Source organism: Bacillus sp. SIMBA_074 (genome assembly GCF_046534555.1).
Classification (GTDB): domain Bacteria; phylum Bacillota; class Bacilli; order Bacillales; family Bacillaceae_G; genus Bacillus_A; species Bacillus_A mycoides.
On record NZ_JAWRYM010000008.1, the window covers coordinates 156,807 to 174,044 of the forward strand.

Genomic DNA, 17,238 nt, shown 5'->3' on the forward strand with positions numbered 1-17,238 from the left:
GAAAAGAATGTGTGATAATAATTCAGGTGTAGGAAGGGTACATAGCCATGTTTCAATTACAAAAATATAACACTTCTGTGAAGCAAGAGCTTTTAGCGGGCATCACAACTTTTTTTACATTTGCGTATATTCTTGTCATCAATCCGAAAATATTATCTGATGCAGGTGTACCATTTGATCAGGCGTTTACGGCAACTATTATTGCGACAGTTATTGGGACGCTATGTATGGCGTTTTTAGCTAACTATCCAATTGTTATTGCTCCAGCTATGGGAATGAATGCATATTTTGCTTATTCTGTTGTTCAACAGGCAGAGGGGATTACATATGTCATTGCGTTTTCAGCAGTCTTTGTAACAGGCATTATTTTTCTTTTATTATCTTTCACTTCATTTAGGCAAAAGCTAATTATCGCAATTCCTGACAGTTTAAAACATGCAATTGCAGGTGGAATTGGACTATTTATTGCTTTTATTGGATTACGTCTATCTGGAATTATCGTGGATCATCCATCTAACTTAGTTACGATTGGTGATTTTCATTCTCCAGCCGTTATTTTAACTTTAATTGGTTTAATTTTAGCGGCAGTATTAATGGTATTACGTGTGAGTGGTGCATTATTTATTAGTATGATTGTGACAGGAATTATCGCCTTCTTTACGGGGCAACTGAAGTTTGAGGATAAAATTGTAGCGATGCCTCATTTACCAGAGGGTATTATTGTTTCAAATCCAATCAATGCTTTTTCAGATGTAATTCAGTATGGATTATATGGTGTTGTATTTTCATTTTTACTTGTACTTTTATTTGATACGACAGGTGCATTACTCGGTTTAATTAAACAAGCTGGTTTAATTACAGATAATACAGAGAAACGTTTTGGCAAAGCGTTTATTGCAGATGCGATTGGCGGAACGACAGGTTCTATCTTCGGAACAAGCCCAACAGCAGCAACGATTGAATCTTCAGCTGGTATTGCTGCAGGTGGTAAAACTGGATTAACAGGTATTGTAGTTGTTGGTCTAACGATTATAACGGCATTTTTCAGCCCTGTTATCGCGTCTTTATCAAGTGTAGCTGCTATTACAGCTCCTTCATTAATTATTGTAGGTAGTTTAATGGCACAAAGCATTCGTGATATTAATTGGAATGAATTTGAAGATGCATTACCAGCATTTTTAATTTTCGTTGGTATTCCGTTAACGTCTAGTATTGCAAATGGAATTGCAATTGGATTTTTAGTGTATCCAGTATTAAAAATTGTGAAGGGGAAAGGGATGGAAGTACATCCGTTACTATATTTATTTACAATTTTATTTGGATGTCATTTATTCTTATAGTATAGAGATAGGAAAGGGGGCTTCTTATGAGAGGCTCCTTTTTTGTGTATAATAAAGTGAAAAAAACAAATCAATTACGTAAAATATAAATTACTTAATGGAATATATATGTTACAATAAAGGCAGAGGAGGAACATGAATGGCTGTAAGTAAAATAAAAGTCGCACGTGTTCAGTTAGATTTAACACAACAACAATTAGCAGAAAAAGTAGGCGTCACAAGGCAAACAATTAGTTTAATTGAGAAGGGGAAATACAATCCATCTTTAGATTTATGTTTGAAAATTTGTTATGCAGTAGATAAAACATTGAATGATTTGTTTTGGGAGGAAAAGGAGTGATTTAATGAAAATCGTGAAAGATGAGCGCTTAATGGTTGAAGGGTTAAAGCATATTAGAATGGCGTTTATCCTGCAAAACGTTATGATATTAGGGATTGTCTTTTATCGTTACGTCGTGCAAGGAGCCGGATATGAAAGTGTCTCTCATCTATTAATGATATTTATTGGCGGAATAGTAGTTATTAACTTCTTAAATTTAAAACATTCTGTAGAGGTATATGAGCATACAGGTGGAGTATCACGTAGTTATTTCATGAAACTATTATTAATTCCAGTAGGGATTGTTATTGGACTGTTAGCTATTTGTATCATTGTAACACCGGGTATTTCGATAAAGGAAATTAGTATAACAGGACTTATTATGTTTGTTTGCTTTTTAATTCCTAGTTTGTTTATATACATATATATGAAAAAAATAAAAAGTGAAAATGAAATATAAGAAAAGCTTTCTGCAATATGCAGAAAGCTTTTCTTATATTTCATTATACATTACTTTATGTAGTCCTATTGGATCAATCTCGAAGATTTCACCATGCTCATGGAAGCCTAATCGTTTGTAATAATCCGCTACGGTAATTCGGGCATTACACCATAGAATATTTGCTTCGCGTTCTTGGAGGACTTGTTCAGCTTTACGGATTAAGGAAGTGCCAGCATACTGGTTTCGGAAATTAGGTAAAGTTGCCATTCCTCGTAGACGATAGTGGGTACCAGCTTGTAAATCAGGATGTATTTCTTTAGAGAAAGAGGCGATACTAACAAGTTCATCATATAAAAATGCACCTAAATGAAAGGCGTCTGTTTCGTAATCTGAATCGTATTTACAATCTTCTAATGATTGATTGGGACGCAAAACCTTTTGACGTAATAAGTATGTTTCAGATGCATCAATATGTTTCACTGTAATCATAATATCATCCTTTCTTATAAGCCTTTTTCTATAAGTTGTAAGAAGAAATATGCGGGTGCAACGAGAAGTCCTAGTATGCTAGCGGTTCCGAGAAGGAGTGAAATTAAGAGACAAAAGTACTTAATTCCATTCGATTTTTTCCATCCATAACTACAAATTTCAATGCTAATACCGATGAGAATAATGGCGACGAGTACTTCTGCTAATAATAAGAGAGCTAAAGTTGAAATAGACATAATGTGATTCATCCCCATAATATGTGATAGTAACATTTTACCATATGAAATTGAAAAAATGCCCCTCATTTATGTGAGGGGCATTTTCTATTCTAATATGTTTTTCATTGTATCAATATGTTCTTTTGAACCCGTTACAAGTAAAGTATCGCCATGCTGTAACTTCGTATCACCATGTGGTATTAATGCTTTATTACCACGGTAAATTTGAATGACAAGTACATCACCTAGAAACGGAAGGCGACGAAGTGCTAAGCCGTTATATTTATTACTTCGTAGTTCAACCTCACGCACCGTTTCATTTGCTGTTGTAATCAAGCGAACGAGACTCGGTTTATCAATAAGTGCACGTAATAAAATACGTGTAGAGTTAATAGTCGAGAATACAGCGATATGTTCTTGAGTCGCTTTTTCTTGTAGAAGGGGATCTTCTACACTTGCGATGACGTGTTCAACACCTAATTCTTTTGCGTGTTCTGCTAATAATAAGTTTTGTTCATCATCACTTGTCGCAACAACAACACGGTCTGCTTCGAAAGCTTGTTGCTCCATTAAAGATTGAATAGTAATCTCATCTAATTTTACAATAGGGAAGTCATGAGATTTCGCTTCCTCATCATTTATTTTATTTTGACGTATCATATATAGTGTTACGTCATAATCTTCACGTTTTAAATCAAGTGATAACGGAAGGGTAATTCTGCTTGCACCAATAATAGATACTTTCGGTTTTGGTGTTTCCACTTTTGGAAACATCTTTTTAAATAATATAGGTGCAAAAATACAAGTAATAACTGCACTTAAAATAAGAGATGCTGATAAACTTGGGCTAATGATGCCTAGCTTTTCACCGATTTGTGCAGCCGCAATAACTAAAGAAAGTGTTGATGTTAACAAAATAGCACTTCCGAGTACGATATTGCGTGGGTACCATTTTCGTAAGACGAGTGATGGTAACAGTTTTGAAATAAAGAGTCCCACAATTAGAATTGGGATCATTAGCATACTAGAAGGCTCGTTAAAAATAGACCATACTTCTAGATTTACACCAACCATTACGAAGAAAATAGGAATGAAGAAGCCATATCCGATGGAATCAAGTTTTTCAATCATATCTTCATTTGGTGATAATAAAGATACGAGTACACCTGCTAAAAAGGCTCCCAAAATATTTTCTGCCCCAACAGATTCAGATAATCCAACTAATATTAAGATGAGTGCAAAAACAGCTCGTGTATCAATTTGTACACTACCGGCTTTTAAGCTTTCTAGGTATGGAATATTTTTAAACCGTCTTGCGACAAAGTAAATTACAATACCAGCACCGAATAGAAGAAGTAGAAGCCACATGCTTTGGCCACTTTCGGAATTTAATCCGACGAATACAGCGAGTAAAATCATTGTAACTAAGTCTGCAATAACAGCGACTAATAAAATGATTTGCCCGATTGCGGTTTTTCCTAAGTTATTTTCTTTCAATGTTGGTACGACAACACCTAAAGAAATAGTTGAAATAATTAAAGTCATGAACATTGCATTGTCTACGAATCCTAGCCATACGAATAGTAATGATAGGGCATAAGATAAAATGAAAATAAACAAGAAGATAATGCTTGCTGCTTGGAATGTGTTCGGTTCGTTTGTCGTATTCTTTTTCCCTTTTTGTTTAAAGATCGAAAAGTCAATTTCTAAACCACTTAAAAACATTAGGAAGATAAACCCTAGTGTTGATAAGACTTGAAGCCACATATCGGGCTCAATGATGTTAAATCCACTTTTACCTACAAAGATTCCTGCGATAATTTCTGCAACAACGACAGGAAGTGCTTTTAATTTAAAGCGCTGTAACAAAAGGGGAACGAAAAACGCGATTGCGACGACAACCATAAGTGATAGAACAGAAGAATGATGTTCCATTGCGTTCTCTCCCTTCAAATAAATATAGTAACTATTTAGCCATATAATAGGAAGAAAAGCAACGGATATGGTTTCGATTTCATAAAGAAAGAGTTTTCTTAACATTTGTCATAATAAGTATATTTTTCATGATTTTGTTGTTAATTCTGTAATGTGGATGTAATAGGGGGAGGGGATAAAGTGAAACTTTAATCAGTGGGGGTCTTACTGCTCGTTAATAGGGGATAAAAAAAGACTGCTGAGGAATCCCAGCAGTCTTTTCATGCAAATTACATTGAGAAGAAGATCCATACAGTAAGTCCAACTGTTGCAGTTGCAACGAAGAAACTGTATATCATTGTAAGAACTTGAATTCTTCCTTCTCCTTCTTTTAAGTGCATGAACATAATTAATTGTAATAACGCTTGCGCAACTGCCATTATGATGATAGTTGTTAATATCGTTGAAAGTGGCAGGTTTGTGTAAAGTGCCACGTATAACGCTAGAAACGTTAGTGCAAGCGATAAAATAAATCCGAAAACGTGTGACCATGGGAATCCGCTATGCCCATGCCCGTTTGCTTGGTTGTTATTTTGACCCATTTACGCCACCATCCCGTTCAAGTAAACTAGTGTGTAAATAAAGACCCAAACAAGATCAAGGAAATGCCAGTATAAGCTGATAATAAATACTTTACGAGCTGTAACTGGTGTTAAACCTCGTTTTAAAATTTGGATAATAACACAAGTTGCCCAAATGATACCACCTGTTACGTGGGCACCATGCGTTCCAAGAAGAACGAAGAATGCCGATAAGAAAGCACTTGTTTGAATCGTTGCACCTTCACCAACGTACAAAATGAATTCTTCAATTTCAAAGAATAGGAAGCCTGCACCTAAAAGTAAAGTCAGGATAAACCAAGCTAACATTCCTTTTTGATTGTGTTTACGCATTTCGTGAATTGCGATCCCACATGTAAAGCTACTTGTTAAAAGTAACAGTGTTTGAATTAAAAGTGTTTTAACTTCAAACAATTGCGCTGGTGTTGGGCCATCAGCCGTACGACCAGCAAGGACTAGATAAGAGGCGAAAAGTGTTGCGAACAGCATAATTTCAGCCCCAAGAAAAATCCAGAATCCTAGGATATTCAATCTGCTTTGCTCGGATTGATATTCCAAAGGTAAGCTTTTATCTAAAGCCGCCATGTCATTTCACCTCTCATGCTATATGTTCTGTTTCTTTAATTTCATCAACGCTTACGTAGTAGCCATCATCATAATCGAATGAACGATAGATTAAGCAACCTAAAATACCAATACCACCGATTGCTGCAATCCAGAACCAGCTAAATACTAATGCAAAACCTGCAAGACCGAAGAATAAAGACGCAATAATAGGCACACCAGAATTACTTGGCATGTGAATTGGTTTTAATTCATCTGCTGTTGGTGTAATTGTTTCTCCACGTTTTTTCATGAACCAGAAAGCATCAGCTTCTTTAATTTCAGGAAGTTTCGCGAAGTTGTAATGTTGTACAGGAGATTGAGTTGCCCATTCAAGTGTACGGCCGTCCCATGGATCTCCAGTTGTGTCACGCTCACCGTGACGTGCACTCCAAATTACGTTATAGCAAAGGATTAGGAAGCCAATAGCCATCATTACAGCACCAACAGATGCGATTTGGTTTAGCCAGCCCCATCCAAGACTTTCAGAGTAAGTGTACATACGACGAGTCATACCGTCTAAACCTAAGAAGTACATTGGGAAGAAACAGATGTTAAATCCGCTCATAAAGATCCAGAATGTCCATTTACCTAGGCGTTCATTTAACATATGACCTGTCATTTTTGGATACCAGTATGTGAATCCAGCAAGCATAGCGAATACTGTACCTGCGATTAATACGTAGTGGAAGTGAGCAATTAGGAAGTAGCTGTTATGGTATTGATAATCAGCTGCTGCCATTCCAAGCATAACCCCTGTAACTCCACCAACTACGAAGTTTGGAATAAATGCCAATGACCAAAGCATTGGAACTGTAAAACGAATACGTCCTTTATACAGTGTAAACAACCAGTTAAAGATCTTAACACCGGTTGGAATCGAAATCGCCATTGTCGAAATCGAGAAGAATGAGTTAACCGCTGGACCTGCACCCATAGTGAAGAAATGGTGAAGCCATACGACGAAACTTAGTAAAGAAATTGCAACCATCGAGTACACCATCGCACTGTAACCGAATAGACGTTTACGTGAGAATGTACTAATGATTTCAGAGAAAATACCGAATGCCGGTAAAATAACAATATATACTTCAGGGTGACCCCATACCCAGAATAGGTTGGCCCATAACATTGGCATACCGCCGCTCGCCATCGTAAAGAAGTGAGCATCGAATAGACGGTCAAATGTCATTAATGCAAGAGCAACTGTTAATACTGGGAAAGCGAAAATAATGATAATTGTTGTAATTAAGATTGACCAAGTAAACATTGGCATTCTCATTAATTTCATACCAGGTGTACGCATTTTTAAGATAGTAACAAGGAAGTTAATACCCGTCATCAGCGTACCGAGACCTGAAATCTGTAATGCAATTGCGTAGTAGTTATTTCCTACACCAGAAGTAAACTCTGTACCTGCCATTGGGAAGTAAGAAGTCCACCCAGCGTCTGGAGAACCACCGATTACGAAAGCGATGTTGAATAACATTGCTCCGACAAAGAATAACCAGAAACTTAAAGCATTTAAGAACGGATATGCAACGTCACGAGCACCAATTTGTAATGGTACTACAAGGTTCATTAATCCCATAACGAATGGCATTGCCATGAAAAGAATCATTACCGTACCATGTGTTGTAAAGATTCCGTTATAGTGTTCAGCGTTTAAATAAGTTGTTTCCGGGAATGTTAACTGGGCACGAATCATTAAACCATCCATACCACCACGGAATAACATTATAACGGCAGAGATAATATACATGGTCCCTATTTTTTTATGGTCAACAGTTGTCAACCACTCATCCCAAAGCCATCTCCATTTTTTGTACTTTGTTAGTACGAAAAGAATCGCTAATGTCACAAGAACGATAGAAGCGTCAGCTCCGTAAATAATCGGGTCACCTGTGACAAAAAATTCATCAAGCTTCACTGTGTTCACTCCAATCTGTTGGAATAATAGCTATTATTTTTTGTTTTTGTAGTAGTTGTAATCACAATATTCAAGTGATTTTGGATCTACATAACTTAAGTGGTGACTAGAGAACGTCATACGCCCCACTACACCAGGTTTAATAATTTCGTTATATTTCTTTTCTGATAATTTAGGGGCAGTTTCTTGTACTTCTTTTACCCACTTATCATATTTCTCTTTAGTTTTTGCTTCAACTTCGAATTCCATATGAGTAAATCCTTCACCAGAGAAGTTCGAGCTACGACCTAGGTAAGAACCTGGTTTGTCAGCTTGTAAATATAAGTCCATGATCATGCCATCCATTGTATACTTCATACCACCAAGTTCTGGTACCCAGAAAGCATTCATTGGACCTACAGAAGTCAGTTTAAATTGAATTGGTACACCAGCTGGGATGTTTAAATAGTTAACGGTTTCAATTTTTTCCTCCGGGTAACTAAATAACCATTTCCAGTTTGCAGATGTAACATAAATTTCAACTGGTTTAATATGTTTGGACTCTTGCGGAACCTCTTCCGAAGCATAAGTTGCTTTAACTGTTGGAATCGATAATGCGATAACGATAATAACAGGAATAATTGTCCAAATGATTTCTAATAATGTGTTACCATGTTGATCAGGTGGCTCATAGTCCATATTCTCTGGTTTTTCACGATAACGAATCAAGATGACTGTAAACAAGATGAATACAATTGCGATAATTAATGACATAAGCAAGAATGACCAAACAATTAAATCATACTGTGCTTTTGCAACAGGTCCTTGCGGATTTAATACTGCGAGTTTTTTATCACAGCCACCGAGGAACAGAAGTAATGATAACGGAAGAAGCGAAGCCAACTTCCAAAATGCTTTCTTTAGTTGCACGATTGAAAATCTCCTTTCTCCTTGGATTGAAACTATGCCAATAAAACAATATAAACCTATTAATTTATAGATGGCAATAGTTTTTGTTATATTGTTAAAAAATAGACACAAATGCACGCTTTTTAAGGTGAATATCATTTGTAACTTGATAACATTGTAAACTATTTTCCAGATAAAAACGTGTTTGTGGGAATTTTAAGATAAATAAAGTTATACCAACATACCCAATAAATAGAAAAAAATTATCTTATCATAAGGAAAAAACTGAATTTTTAATATATTCGGTTTGTTACCTAAGTTATATTTCTTTTTTGCTCAAATGTGACAACTTTCCGAAACTTTAACTCGGTATAAAATGTAACAAATGATCATAAATGGAACCCAGCAATAAAGAGCAATTCTCTGATCTGGAATGAAAGCTAAACTAACAAATGTAAGGAAATTGAGTGAGAAAGCTAAGATTGGAACTATTGGATAAAGTGGTGTGCGGTATTTTAATTCTGCTTGTTCTACTCGTTGATTCGTATGTCCCTCCCCCCATATTTTTTTGTATGTTTTAACTAGATTTTATTCGGTGCTTTTAATCATTAGTGGGGGTGAAAAACATACTTGGTTTATTTTGTTGTGAACTGAGTATGTAAAGGAAAAACTAAATATGACTAAATACCTTAGCGTGTTTATTAACCTAGTGAAGGAAATGAGATTCTTTCACTAGGTTAATAATTTTGTTTTTTAGTAAAATATTCTAAAAAACTATAATATTTCACTTACTATTTCAAACAATCAGAATTTTGAAATGGTATTTGTGAATAATAATTCACAGAATCTTTCTAGCAAACTAGTAAGAAGAAAGGTACAATGATAGGAGTTATGCCTTTAAAATAATTGATATAATGGAGTTTGGTTTATGATGAAAAAGTTAAAATATATTTTTATTTTCGGTATTATATTTGCTGTCGTGTTTTTTTTCGAGAAAGATAAAATTATGAAAAAGGCACAAGAATTTCGGTTAGACCTTTTCTCTGAGATGAAAGAAAGTGCAATGATTACAGAGGTTCCGTTTATTAGACAGTTACCTGAATTACCTAGAGGTTGTGAAGTGACAAGTTTAACTATGCTACTACAACATAAAGGTGTACAAGTAGATAAGATGCAACTTGCTAGTGAAATTCATCGCGTTCCATTTAAACAAGATGGTTTGCATGGAAATCCGTATGAAGGATTCGTTGGAAATATTTACACAAAAGCTGAGCTGGGATACGGTGTATATAATCAACCGATTTTTAATTTAGCAGAAAAGTATGTTCCTGAAAAAGTAATTAATTTAACGGGTAGAGACGTGCAAGATCTATATAAAGTAATTAGTTCTGGTTCTCCAGTATGGGTAATTATTAATACAACGTTTAAACCATTAGCCGAAAGTAGTTTTGAAACATGGAATACGAGTTCAGGTAAAGTGAAAATTACATATTATGAGCATAGTGTTGTAGTAATTGGATATGATCAAAACTTTGTATACGTAAATGATCCTCTTGCAAACAATCCACGAAAAGCTGTTCCTCGTGCTGAATTTGAAAAGGCATGGGAGCAAATGGGGAAACAAGCAATTACTATTTTATAAAATGAAAAGTCATCTTGAGGTGGCTTTTTCTTTTTGAATATTCGTTATAGAAAATTCTGAAAATTCTTTCAGAAGTTAACAATTCACGCTATAATAACATTTAACTTGGTAAAGAAGGGGAGAAGAGAAATGGATGTCGCAAAGGAACTTGTTTTATCAAAGAATCAGTTGATTGAGTGGAGAAGGCATTTTCATAAGTATCCAGAGTTATCTTTTCAAGAGGAAAAAACATCTCAATTTGTATTCGACATACTTCGGGAAATCCCGTATTTAGAAGTCTCAAGGCCTACTAAATATAGTGTAATGGCAAGGTTAATTGGTAGGCAGCCTGGTAAAACTATCGCGGTTCGTGCTGATATGGATGCTCTTCCTATTCATGAAGAAAATAAGTTTGATTTTATTTCTATATATCCAGGTGTGATGCATGCGTGTGGTCACGATGGTCACATGGCAATATTGCTTGGTGTAGTACATAAGTTGGTAGAGGAAAGAGAGAAAGTTAAAGGAGAGATTCGCTTTTTATTTCAACATGCAGAAGAAAACTTTCCGGGCGGTGCAGAGGAAATGGTCGCAGCGGGAGTGATGACAGGTGTGGATTACATTATTGGTGCTCATCTTTGGGCGTCATTAGAGGTTGGAAAAGTAGGTGTAATTTATGGTCCTGCGATGGCGGCGCCGGACGTTTTTAAAATTACGATAGAGGGAAAAGGTGGGCATGCTGGAATTCCGCATGAAACAGTTGATAGTATCGCCATTGGTGCGCAAGTAGTTTCGCAAATTCAGCAAATTGTATCTCGCCTCACGAATCCGTTAGATTCTCTCGTAGTATCTGTTACGCAATTTCATTCTGGGACAACTCATAATGTTATCCCGGAACAAGCGGAGATTGAAGGGACAGTGAGAAGTTTAAGGCATGAATTAAGAGAAGAAACAAAGAAGAAGCTTGAAAGGATTGTAAAACATATTACAGAATCCTACGGTGCTAAGTATACATTTTCTTATGAATATGGATATCGCCCAGTTGTGAACGATTATGAAGTTACAGAGCTTATTGAACATACAGCATTACAGCTGTATGGAAGAGAAAGAGTTGTTCGTTTACAGCCAACGATGGCAGGAGAAGATTTTTCAGCATTTTTACAAAAGGCACCAGGGACGTTCTTTTTTATAGGGGCAGGAAATGAAGAGAAGGGAATTATATATCCGCATCATCACCCTCGTTTTACAATTGACGAAGACGCATTACCAATTGGAGTGGAAGTCTTTGTATCATCTATTATGAATTTTATAAGTAAAGGAGAATGAGATGAAAAAAATACACGTGCTAGCACTTATTCCAGTTCTTTGTTTAGTAGTTGGACCAGTATTTGCAAATTCGGTCACTCCTTACGTATGGGGGATGCCATTTTTATTATTTTGGGTACTATTATCAGTGCTCATTACGTCTCTTTGTATGGGTCTTGTGTACGTATTCGATCCTGCTAATAAGGGGGACGTAAAATGACTGCATTATTTATCATTATTATATTTTTGTTTCTCGCACTATTTTTAGGAATTCGGGCACAACATGGAAAAGATATGAATTTAGAACAATGGTCAGTTGGAGGAAGAGGATTTGGAACTATTTTCGTTTTTCTCCTTATGGCAGGGGAAATTTATACGACGTTCACATTTTTAGGAGGAAGTGGCTGGGCTTATAGTAAAGGAGCTCCTACATTTTATATTTTAGGGTATGGTGCATTAGCTTATATTTTATCGTATTTCTTATTGCCTCCAATTTGGAAGTATGCAAAAGAACATAACCTCATTTCACAATCAGATTTCTTTGCGAAGAAATACAGGAGTAAGACGCTTGGGGTAATTGTTTCAATTATTGGTGTTATTTCGATTATCCCGTATCTTGTTTTGCAATTAAAGGGATTAGGAATCATCGTTTCGGAAGCTTCCTATGGAAGAGTGACACCTGTTATTGCGGTATGGATTGGTGCTATTGTTATAACTATTTATGTAATGGTTTCAGGTATACATGGATCGGCTTGGACAGCTGCTTTGAAGGACATTATGATACTATTTATCGTTATGTTTTTAGGTATATATTTACCGTATCACTATTACGGAGGATTTCAACCGATGTTTGAAGCTGTAGAAGCTGCAAAACCAGGTTTTTTATCTTTACCTGAAAAGGGAATGAGTATTTCTTGGTTTGTTTCTACTATTATATTAACGGCTCTCGGTTTTTATATGTGGCCTCATACATTTGCCTCAGCTTTCTCAGCGAAAAGTGAAAAAGTATTTAGGAAAAATGCAGCAATTATGCCTCTCTATTCTTTAGTTTTGCTTTTTGTGTTCTTTGCAGGTTTTGCTGCTATCCTGCAAGTTCCAGGATTAAAGGGAGCAGATGTAGATCTTTCATTATTCCGTCTTGCTTTACAAACTTTTGATCCTTGGTTTATCGGAATTATTGGTAGTGCTGGGGTATTAACGGCATTAGTTCCAGCATCTATGCTTGTTATGGCCGCTTCTACATTGTTAGCGAAAAATATTTATCGTACGATGGTCCCATCTGCTTCAGATAGACAAGTTGCTAAAGCTGCAAAATTATTTGTGCCTGTAGTAACGCTCGTAGCAGTATTGTTTACATTTAAAGGAGGAGAAACAATAGGGGCACTTCTTTTAATGGGATACAGTATAGTGACACAACTTTTCCCTGCGCTTGTATGTAGTTTGTTTCCTCGGCAAATTATTACGAAGCAAGGAGCGATTGCAGGGATGGGGATTGGGCTGTTAGTTGTTGCATATATCACCTTATCCGGTTCTACTATAGCTACAATGTTTCCAGGTTTCCCGCAATATATAAAAGATTTGAATGTAGGTATAGTCGCATTGTTAATTAATATTATTGTGATGTTTATCGTTAGTGGATTCACGAAAAGTGTATCTATAAAGACAGACAATATAATAGTAGAAAAGTAACACGCGTGTTAGAGCTATCTTCGAAAAGAGATAGCTCTTTTTTGTATATATTTTCTTCTATTAGCGGAATCTAACTAAAAACTTGTTGAAAAGGAAGTTAGGTGGGGAAATTGTTAGAACTAAAAGGTAACTTGTTTGAAGTTATGAAGGAAATTAGAGATGAGTTAGGTTCACCTAATGATTTAACAATTAGAGAAGTTGCTCTTGCTGGTAGCATTACACGTTGTGCGGTTGTTTTTTTATGTGGATTGACAGATAAGGATAATGTTTATAAATATGTAGTTCGTACACTTCAATATGAAGAAATACCAAATGAAGCAGCTGTGGTTCAGACATTATTGGATCGTTTTATTTCTATTGCAGAAGTCGGTAGGAAGACAACTTTTCCAGATATTATAAATGCGGTTTTAGCAGGAGATACAGTCATATTAATTGATAATATTCAAACGGCTATTGTTGTTAATAGTAGAGCTTGGGAAAAAAGAAGTCTAGAGCCTCCAGTGACAGAAGATTTAATACGTGGACCGAGAGTTGGATTAAATGAAGATATTAATGTGAATAAAATGTTAATTCGCCGTGGTTTACGTGATCCGAAGTTACGGTTTCAATCTTATATTATGGGGAAGCGATCGCAGAAAGAAGTAACCCTAGTATATATAGAAGATATTATTAACCCTTACATCGTAAACGAGCTAGATCGGCGTCTTCAATCAATAGTGACAGATGTCATTTTTGAGACAGGAACGATTGAGCAATTAATTCAAGATAATAATTTGTCGCCGTTTCCGCAGTTTTTAAATACAGAAAGACCAGATAATATAGTGGCTGCATTGGCGAAAGGAAAAGCGGCCATTTTAGTAGATGGGTCACCATTTGCTCTTATAGCTCCACTAGTATTTGTTGATATTTTTCAATCTGTAGAAGATCATTATGAGCGTTGGGTAATTGGAACGTTATTAAGAATGTTACGTATGGGATCAGGTATCGCTGCTGTTTTATTACCTGCCATGTACGTAGCACTTGTATCGTATCATCAAGGGCTTATCCCATCTAAACTAGCTTATTCCATTGCGGGAGCGAGAGAAGGGGTACCGTTTCCTGCTTATATAGAAACATTAATGATGGCATTAACGATGGAATTAATACGAGAAGCCGGGATTAGGCTTCCGAAACCGATGGGACAAACAATTGGCATCGTAGGCGGTCTTGTAATTGGAGAAGCGGCAGTAAATGCGGGGATTGTAAATCCGTTTTTAGTAATTATTATTGCGGTTACCGCAATTGCTACATTTTCACTGCCTGTGTATAGTATTACGATTACGTTTAGGATTTTACTTTTCGTTTTTGTATTAGCCGCGACTGCTTTTGGATTGTACGGGATTATTTTAGCTCTTATTGCACTTGCGATCCATATTACAAATTTAAAGAGTGTTGGGGTACCGTATACAACACCTATTGCTCCTGCTTTTTATAAAGATTGGGAAGAAGAATTGGTTCGCCTACCAAAATCAATGTTAAAAGAGAGACCAGAATATTTACAAACGAAAGACTCTACACTACGTCCAAAGGAGCGAGAGTAATTGAAACCATTTGAATATGGGGATGAAGAAATTGGATCTCGGGAACTTGGTTTTGCGGTATCGTCAACAATTATCGGTATAGGTGCATTATCTATGCCACGAGATATTGCTACGCAAACTTTATTTTCGGACGGTTGGATTATTTTGCTTTTGGGTGGATTGATATGTGCGGTTTTAGGTTGGTTTGTAACGAGGGTAGCTATTTTATTCCCAAAACAAAACTTTGTTCAATATACAAGTGCACATTTGACGAAGCCTGTTGCATACACAATTAGTAGCATTTTAGTATTAACATTTGCTGCTTTGACCGCATATGAATCGCGAATGATTGCAATTATTTCACAAACATATTTATTTAGTGATACACCAATACAGCTACTCTCTTTCTTCTTCTTATTAGTTGTTATTTATGGAGTAGCAGGATCGAGAGCGGCTTTAGTAAGGTTAAATGTTCTTTTCTTACCTATCGTGTTCATTGCGATAGTGTTGCTTTCTTTATTGAATGTGAATTTAATGGAAATAAACAATTTACTACCAGCTTTTCAAACGAACGCAAGTCAATATGCTGTAGGAGTTAAAAATTCTATTTTCACATTTATCGGATTTGAGGTAGCTCTGTTTTATGCTGTGATGTTGAACGATAAGGCAGCGAAAAAAGCGCCAATGGCAGTTGCAAAAGCAGTGATGGTAAATGTGCTGTCATACATTTTAATTTATGTAACTTGTATTAGCGTTTTTTCGTATATGACAACCCGTGGATTGACGTATCCAACAATTGAATTGGGTAAAGAAATTGAAATTGGTGGAGGTTTTTTAGAAAGATTTGATGCCATTTTTTTTACTACTTGGATTATTACTATTTATAACACTACAGCAATGTATTATGACGTCGCATCTTTATTATTTTGTGCTATGTTTCCGAAAGTGAAGAAACATATTTTCATTTTTGTAAGTGCCCCGATTATTTTTATGGCGAATATGATACCTAGTAATTTGAATGCTTTGTCAAGTTATGGGACTTATTTAGCTTGGATAGATATGGGTTTTGTCGTGCTAGCGCCTTTGTTAGTTTTTATTGTATATAAAATAAAAAGAAGGAATGGTAGAAATGAAACACCTTCTTAAAATTATAATGGTTATGGTTTTAGCTGGATCTATAAGTGGGTGCTCTGAGCTAGAAGAAATAGAAGAAAGAGGATTTGTAGTAGGCGCAGCTTACGATATTGTGAAGGCAAAGAAATCAAATCCAATTATGAAAGGGACGTATCAGATGGTACTTCCCAGTAAGTTAGCGCAACAAGGTGGCCAAGTCGGTGGAGATAGTGAAAATTATATTAATGTTAGTGCGAAAGCAGATAGTGTCTTTGAGCAAATACGAATTATTGCTAAAAAAATTAGTCGCTCATTATTCTTTCCGCATATACAAGTGATAATTTTTTCAAAAGATTTACTAGCGAATCCATATGTTTTACAAAATACGTTAGATGTATATATTCGTGATCACGAGATGAGAAGAAATATTCGTTTGTTCGTTTCTAAGAAAAATGCAGAAGCTATTTTAAAGCAGAGTGCCAAGCCTGAGAACTTACCGGCGCAGTATATTGATATGTTAGCTGAGCATCCTCCGAAAAATGCTCAAATGATTGAAGCTGCAAGAATTGGTGAGGTACAGCAAAAAATGATTGCTAACCAAAGTTTCGTATTACCTATTCTCGAACTAACAAAGCAGGGGGTACAAATGAACGGGGCAGCGTTGTTTCGTGGAAAAGATAATAAGTGTGTAGGCATTTTGAATGGAGAAGAAACATTCGGAATGAATTATGTAATAGGTAAAAAAATTGGAGGGTTCTTTACTATCCGTAAACAAGGTCAGCTTGTTACATACGAAATTCATAAGATGCGCCGAAAGATTAAAGTATCTACGGAAAATGCTACAAAACCGAAGTTTGATATCCATTTATCTTTGGAAGGGACCTTAGCAGAGTTACATTTTAGTGATCATAAACAAATTATGAATGAAAAGCGATTAAAGAAAACCATTGCGGAGGAAATGGAGAAGCGTATCCAAAAATCGATTAAGCTTGTTCAAAAAAAATATAAGGTAGATGTATTAGCGTTAGGAGAAGTATATAAGCGGCATAATTATAAAGAATGGAAGAAGATAGATAAGAATTGGGATCAAGGTGAAAATTATTTTAGTAATGCTGAGGTTACTGTTCATGTTCATCCGACAATTGAGCATTCAGGTTCAGCTTTACCGAAGAGAGTGAAATAAGGTGA

General features: G+C 35.9%; 17 protein-coding genes and 1 pseudogene. 10 read left to right on the forward strand and 8 right to left on the reverse strand.

All coding sequences use genetic code 11. From position 1 onward, the window contains the following. The first annotated feature begins 47 nt into the window (after window positions 1-47). The 3 genes from SB773_RS12080 to SB773_RS12090 all read left to right on the forward strand — a co-directional run bounded on the left by SB773_RS12080 (window position 48) and on the right by SB773_RS12090 (window position 2,119). Window positions 48-1,340: an NCS2 family permease gene (locus SB773_RS12080; protein WP_002029772.1), complete on the forward strand. Its 1,293-nt coding sequence runs from the start codon at window positions 48-50 to the stop codon at window positions 1,338-1,340. Window positions 1,341-1,479: 139 nt separating this feature from the next. Next, window positions 1,480-1,680, forward strand: a complete 201-nt coding sequence (locus SB773_RS12085) for a helix-turn-helix transcriptional regulator (protein ID WP_000301182.1) — start codon at window positions 1,480-1,482, stop codon at window positions 1,678-1,680. A 4-nt stretch (window positions 1,681-1,684) separates the two neighbouring features. After that, a complete protein-coding gene (locus SB773_RS12090; RefSeq protein WP_193652918.1) occupies window positions 1,685-2,119 on the forward strand; it encodes a hypothetical protein in 435 nt (144 codons plus the stop codon). Window positions 2,120-2,152: 33 nt separating this feature from the next. Here SB773_RS12090 and SB773_RS12095 read toward each other — a convergent pair whose 3' ends face one another. The 8 genes and pseudogenes from SB773_RS12095 to SB773_RS12130 all read right to left on the reverse strand — a co-directional run. Further along, a complete protein-coding gene (locus SB773_RS12095) occupies window positions 2,153-2,590 on the reverse strand; it encodes a GNAT family N-acetyltransferase (protein WP_131247898.1) in 438 nt (145 codons plus the stop codon). A 14-nt stretch (window positions 2,591-2,604) separates the two neighbouring features. Beyond that, a complete protein-coding gene (locus SB773_RS12100) occupies window positions 2,605-2,895 on the reverse strand; it encodes a DUF4022 family protein (protein ID WP_002090894.1) in 291 nt (96 codons plus the stop codon). Window positions 2,896-2,913: 18 nt separating this feature from the next. Next, the gene (locus tag SB773_RS12105; protein ID WP_060750883.1) at window positions 2,914-4,743 is read right to left on the reverse strand and encodes a monovalent cation:proton antiporter family protein; all 1,830 of its coding nucleotides are present in this window, start codon (window positions 4,741-4,743) and stop codon (window positions 2,914-2,916) included. 269 nt (window positions 4,744-5,012) lie between these two features. Continuing rightward, the gene (gene qoxD / locus SB773_RS12110) at window positions 5,013-5,324 is read right to left on the reverse strand and encodes a cytochrome aa3 quinol oxidase subunit IV (protein WP_002029843.1); all 312 of its coding nucleotides are present in this window, start codon (window positions 5,322-5,324) and stop codon (window positions 5,013-5,015) included. After that, entirely contained in the window at window positions 5,325-5,927 is a 603-nt protein-coding gene (gene qoxC / locus SB773_RS12115) for a cytochrome aa3 quinol oxidase subunit III (RefSeq protein ID WP_002029841.1), read from the reverse strand. A gap of 13 nt (window positions 5,928-5,940) precedes the next feature. Further along, window positions 5,941-7,875 (reverse strand): cytochrome aa3 quinol oxidase subunit I, encoded by a 1,935-nt coding sequence (gene qoxB, locus SB773_RS12120; protein WP_002063826.1) that lies wholly within the window; start codon window positions 7,873-7,875, stop codon window positions 5,941-5,943. 33 nt (window positions 7,876-7,908) lie between these two features. Beyond that, entirely contained in the window at window positions 7,909-8,784 is an 876-nt protein-coding gene (locus SB773_RS12125) for a cytochrome aa3 quinol oxidase subunit II (protein WP_002010605.1), read from the reverse strand. A gap of 293 nt (window positions 8,785-9,077) precedes the next feature. Then, window positions 9,078-9,285 (reverse strand): annotated as a pseudogene (locus tag SB773_RS12130) (amino acid permease); the annotation flags it as partial. 409 nt (window positions 9,286-9,694) lie between these two features. Here SB773_RS12130 and SB773_RS12135 point away from each other — a divergent pair. From SB773_RS12135 to SB773_RS12165, 7 genes are all read left to right on the forward strand, one after another. Beyond that, window positions 9,695-10,405, forward strand: coding sequence for a C39 family peptidase (locus SB773_RS12135; RefSeq protein WP_060750886.1), 711 nt, complete (start codon window positions 9,695-9,697; stop codon window positions 10,403-10,405). Window positions 10,406-10,534: 129 nt separating this feature from the next. After that, window positions 10,535-11,710: an amidohydrolase gene (locus SB773_RS12140; RefSeq protein WP_002167120.1), complete on the forward strand. Its 1,176-nt coding sequence runs from the start codon at window positions 10,535-10,537 to the stop codon at window positions 11,708-11,710. 1 nt (window position 11,711) lies between these two features. Then, window positions 11,712-11,909, forward strand: a complete 198-nt coding sequence (locus SB773_RS12145; protein ID WP_002029838.1) for a DUF3311 domain-containing protein — start codon at window positions 11,712-11,714, stop codon at window positions 11,907-11,909. Then, complete coding sequence (locus SB773_RS12150) at window positions 11,906-13,378, forward strand: sodium:solute symporter family protein (protein WP_341023254.1); 1,473 nt, start codon at window positions 11,906-11,908, stop codon at window positions 13,376-13,378. The genes SB773_RS12145 and SB773_RS12150 overlap by 4 nt, the downstream gene beginning before the upstream one ends. Window positions 13,379-13,479: 101 nt before the next feature. Further along, the gene (gene gerLA, locus SB773_RS12155; protein WP_341023257.1) at window positions 13,480-14,958 is read left to right on the forward strand and encodes a spore germination protein GerLA; all 1,479 of its coding nucleotides are present in this window, start codon (window positions 13,480-13,482) and stop codon (window positions 14,956-14,958) included. After that, complete coding sequence (gene gerLB / locus SB773_RS12160; RefSeq protein WP_283749393.1) at window positions 14,959-16,083, forward strand: spore germination protein GerLB; 1,125 nt, start codon at window positions 14,959-14,961, stop codon at window positions 16,081-16,083. It abuts the gene before it with no gap. Beyond that, window positions 16,067-17,233: a Ger(x)C family spore germination protein gene (locus SB773_RS12165; RefSeq protein ID WP_410590128.1), complete on the forward strand. Its 1,167-nt coding sequence runs from the start codon at window positions 16,067-16,069 to the stop codon at window positions 17,231-17,233. Before gerLB ends, SB773_RS12165 begins: the two co-directional genes overlap by 17 nt. The last annotated feature ends 5 nt before the right edge of the window (window positions 17,234-17,238 follow it).

Coding starts and splice junctions, on each gene's coding strand:
- SB773_RS12080 (WP_002029772.1), top strand. CDS start 48: ATGTTTCAATTACAAAAATATAACACTTCTGTGAAGCAAGAGCTTTTA.
- SB773_RS12085 (WP_000301182.1), top strand. CDS start 1,480: ATGGCTGTAAGTAAAATAAAAGTCGCACGTGTTCAGTTAGATTTAACA.
- SB773_RS12090 (WP_193652918.1), top strand. CDS start 1,685: ATGAAAATCGTGAAAGATGAGCGCTTAATGGTTGAAGGGTTAAAGCAT.
- SB773_RS12095 (WP_131247898.1), bottom strand. CDS start 2,590: ATGATTACAGTGAAACATATTGATGCATCTGAAACATACTTATTACGT.
- SB773_RS12100 (WP_002090894.1), bottom strand. CDS start 2,895: ATGAGGGGCATTTTTTCAATTTCATATGGTAAAATGTTACTATCACAT.
- SB773_RS12105 (WP_060750883.1), bottom strand. CDS start 4,743: ATGGAACATCATTCTTCTGTTCTATCACTTATGGTTGTCGTCGCAATC.
- qoxD (WP_002029843.1), bottom strand. CDS start 5,324: ATGGGTCAAAATAACAACCAAGCAAACGGGCATGGGCATAGCGGATTC.
- qoxC (WP_002029841.1), bottom strand. CDS start 5,927: ATGGCGGCTTTAGATAAAAGCTTACCTTTGGAATATCAATCCGAGCAA.
- SB773_RS12135 (WP_060750886.1), top strand. CDS start 9,695: ATGAAAAAGTTAAAATATATTTTTATTTTCGGTATTATATTTGCTGTC.
- SB773_RS12140 (WP_002167120.1), top strand. CDS start 10,535: ATGGATGTCGCAAAGGAACTTGTTTTATCAAAGAATCAGTTGATTGAG.
- SB773_RS12145 (WP_002029838.1), top strand. CDS start 11,712: ATGAAAAAAATACACGTGCTAGCACTTATTCCAGTTCTTTGTTTAGTA.
- SB773_RS12150 (WP_341023254.1), top strand. CDS start 11,906: ATGACTGCATTATTTATCATTATTATATTTTTGTTTCTCGCACTATTT.
- SB773_RS12165 (WP_410590128.1), top strand. CDS start 16,067: ATGAAACACCTTCTTAAAATTATAATGGTTATGGTTTTAGCTGGATCT.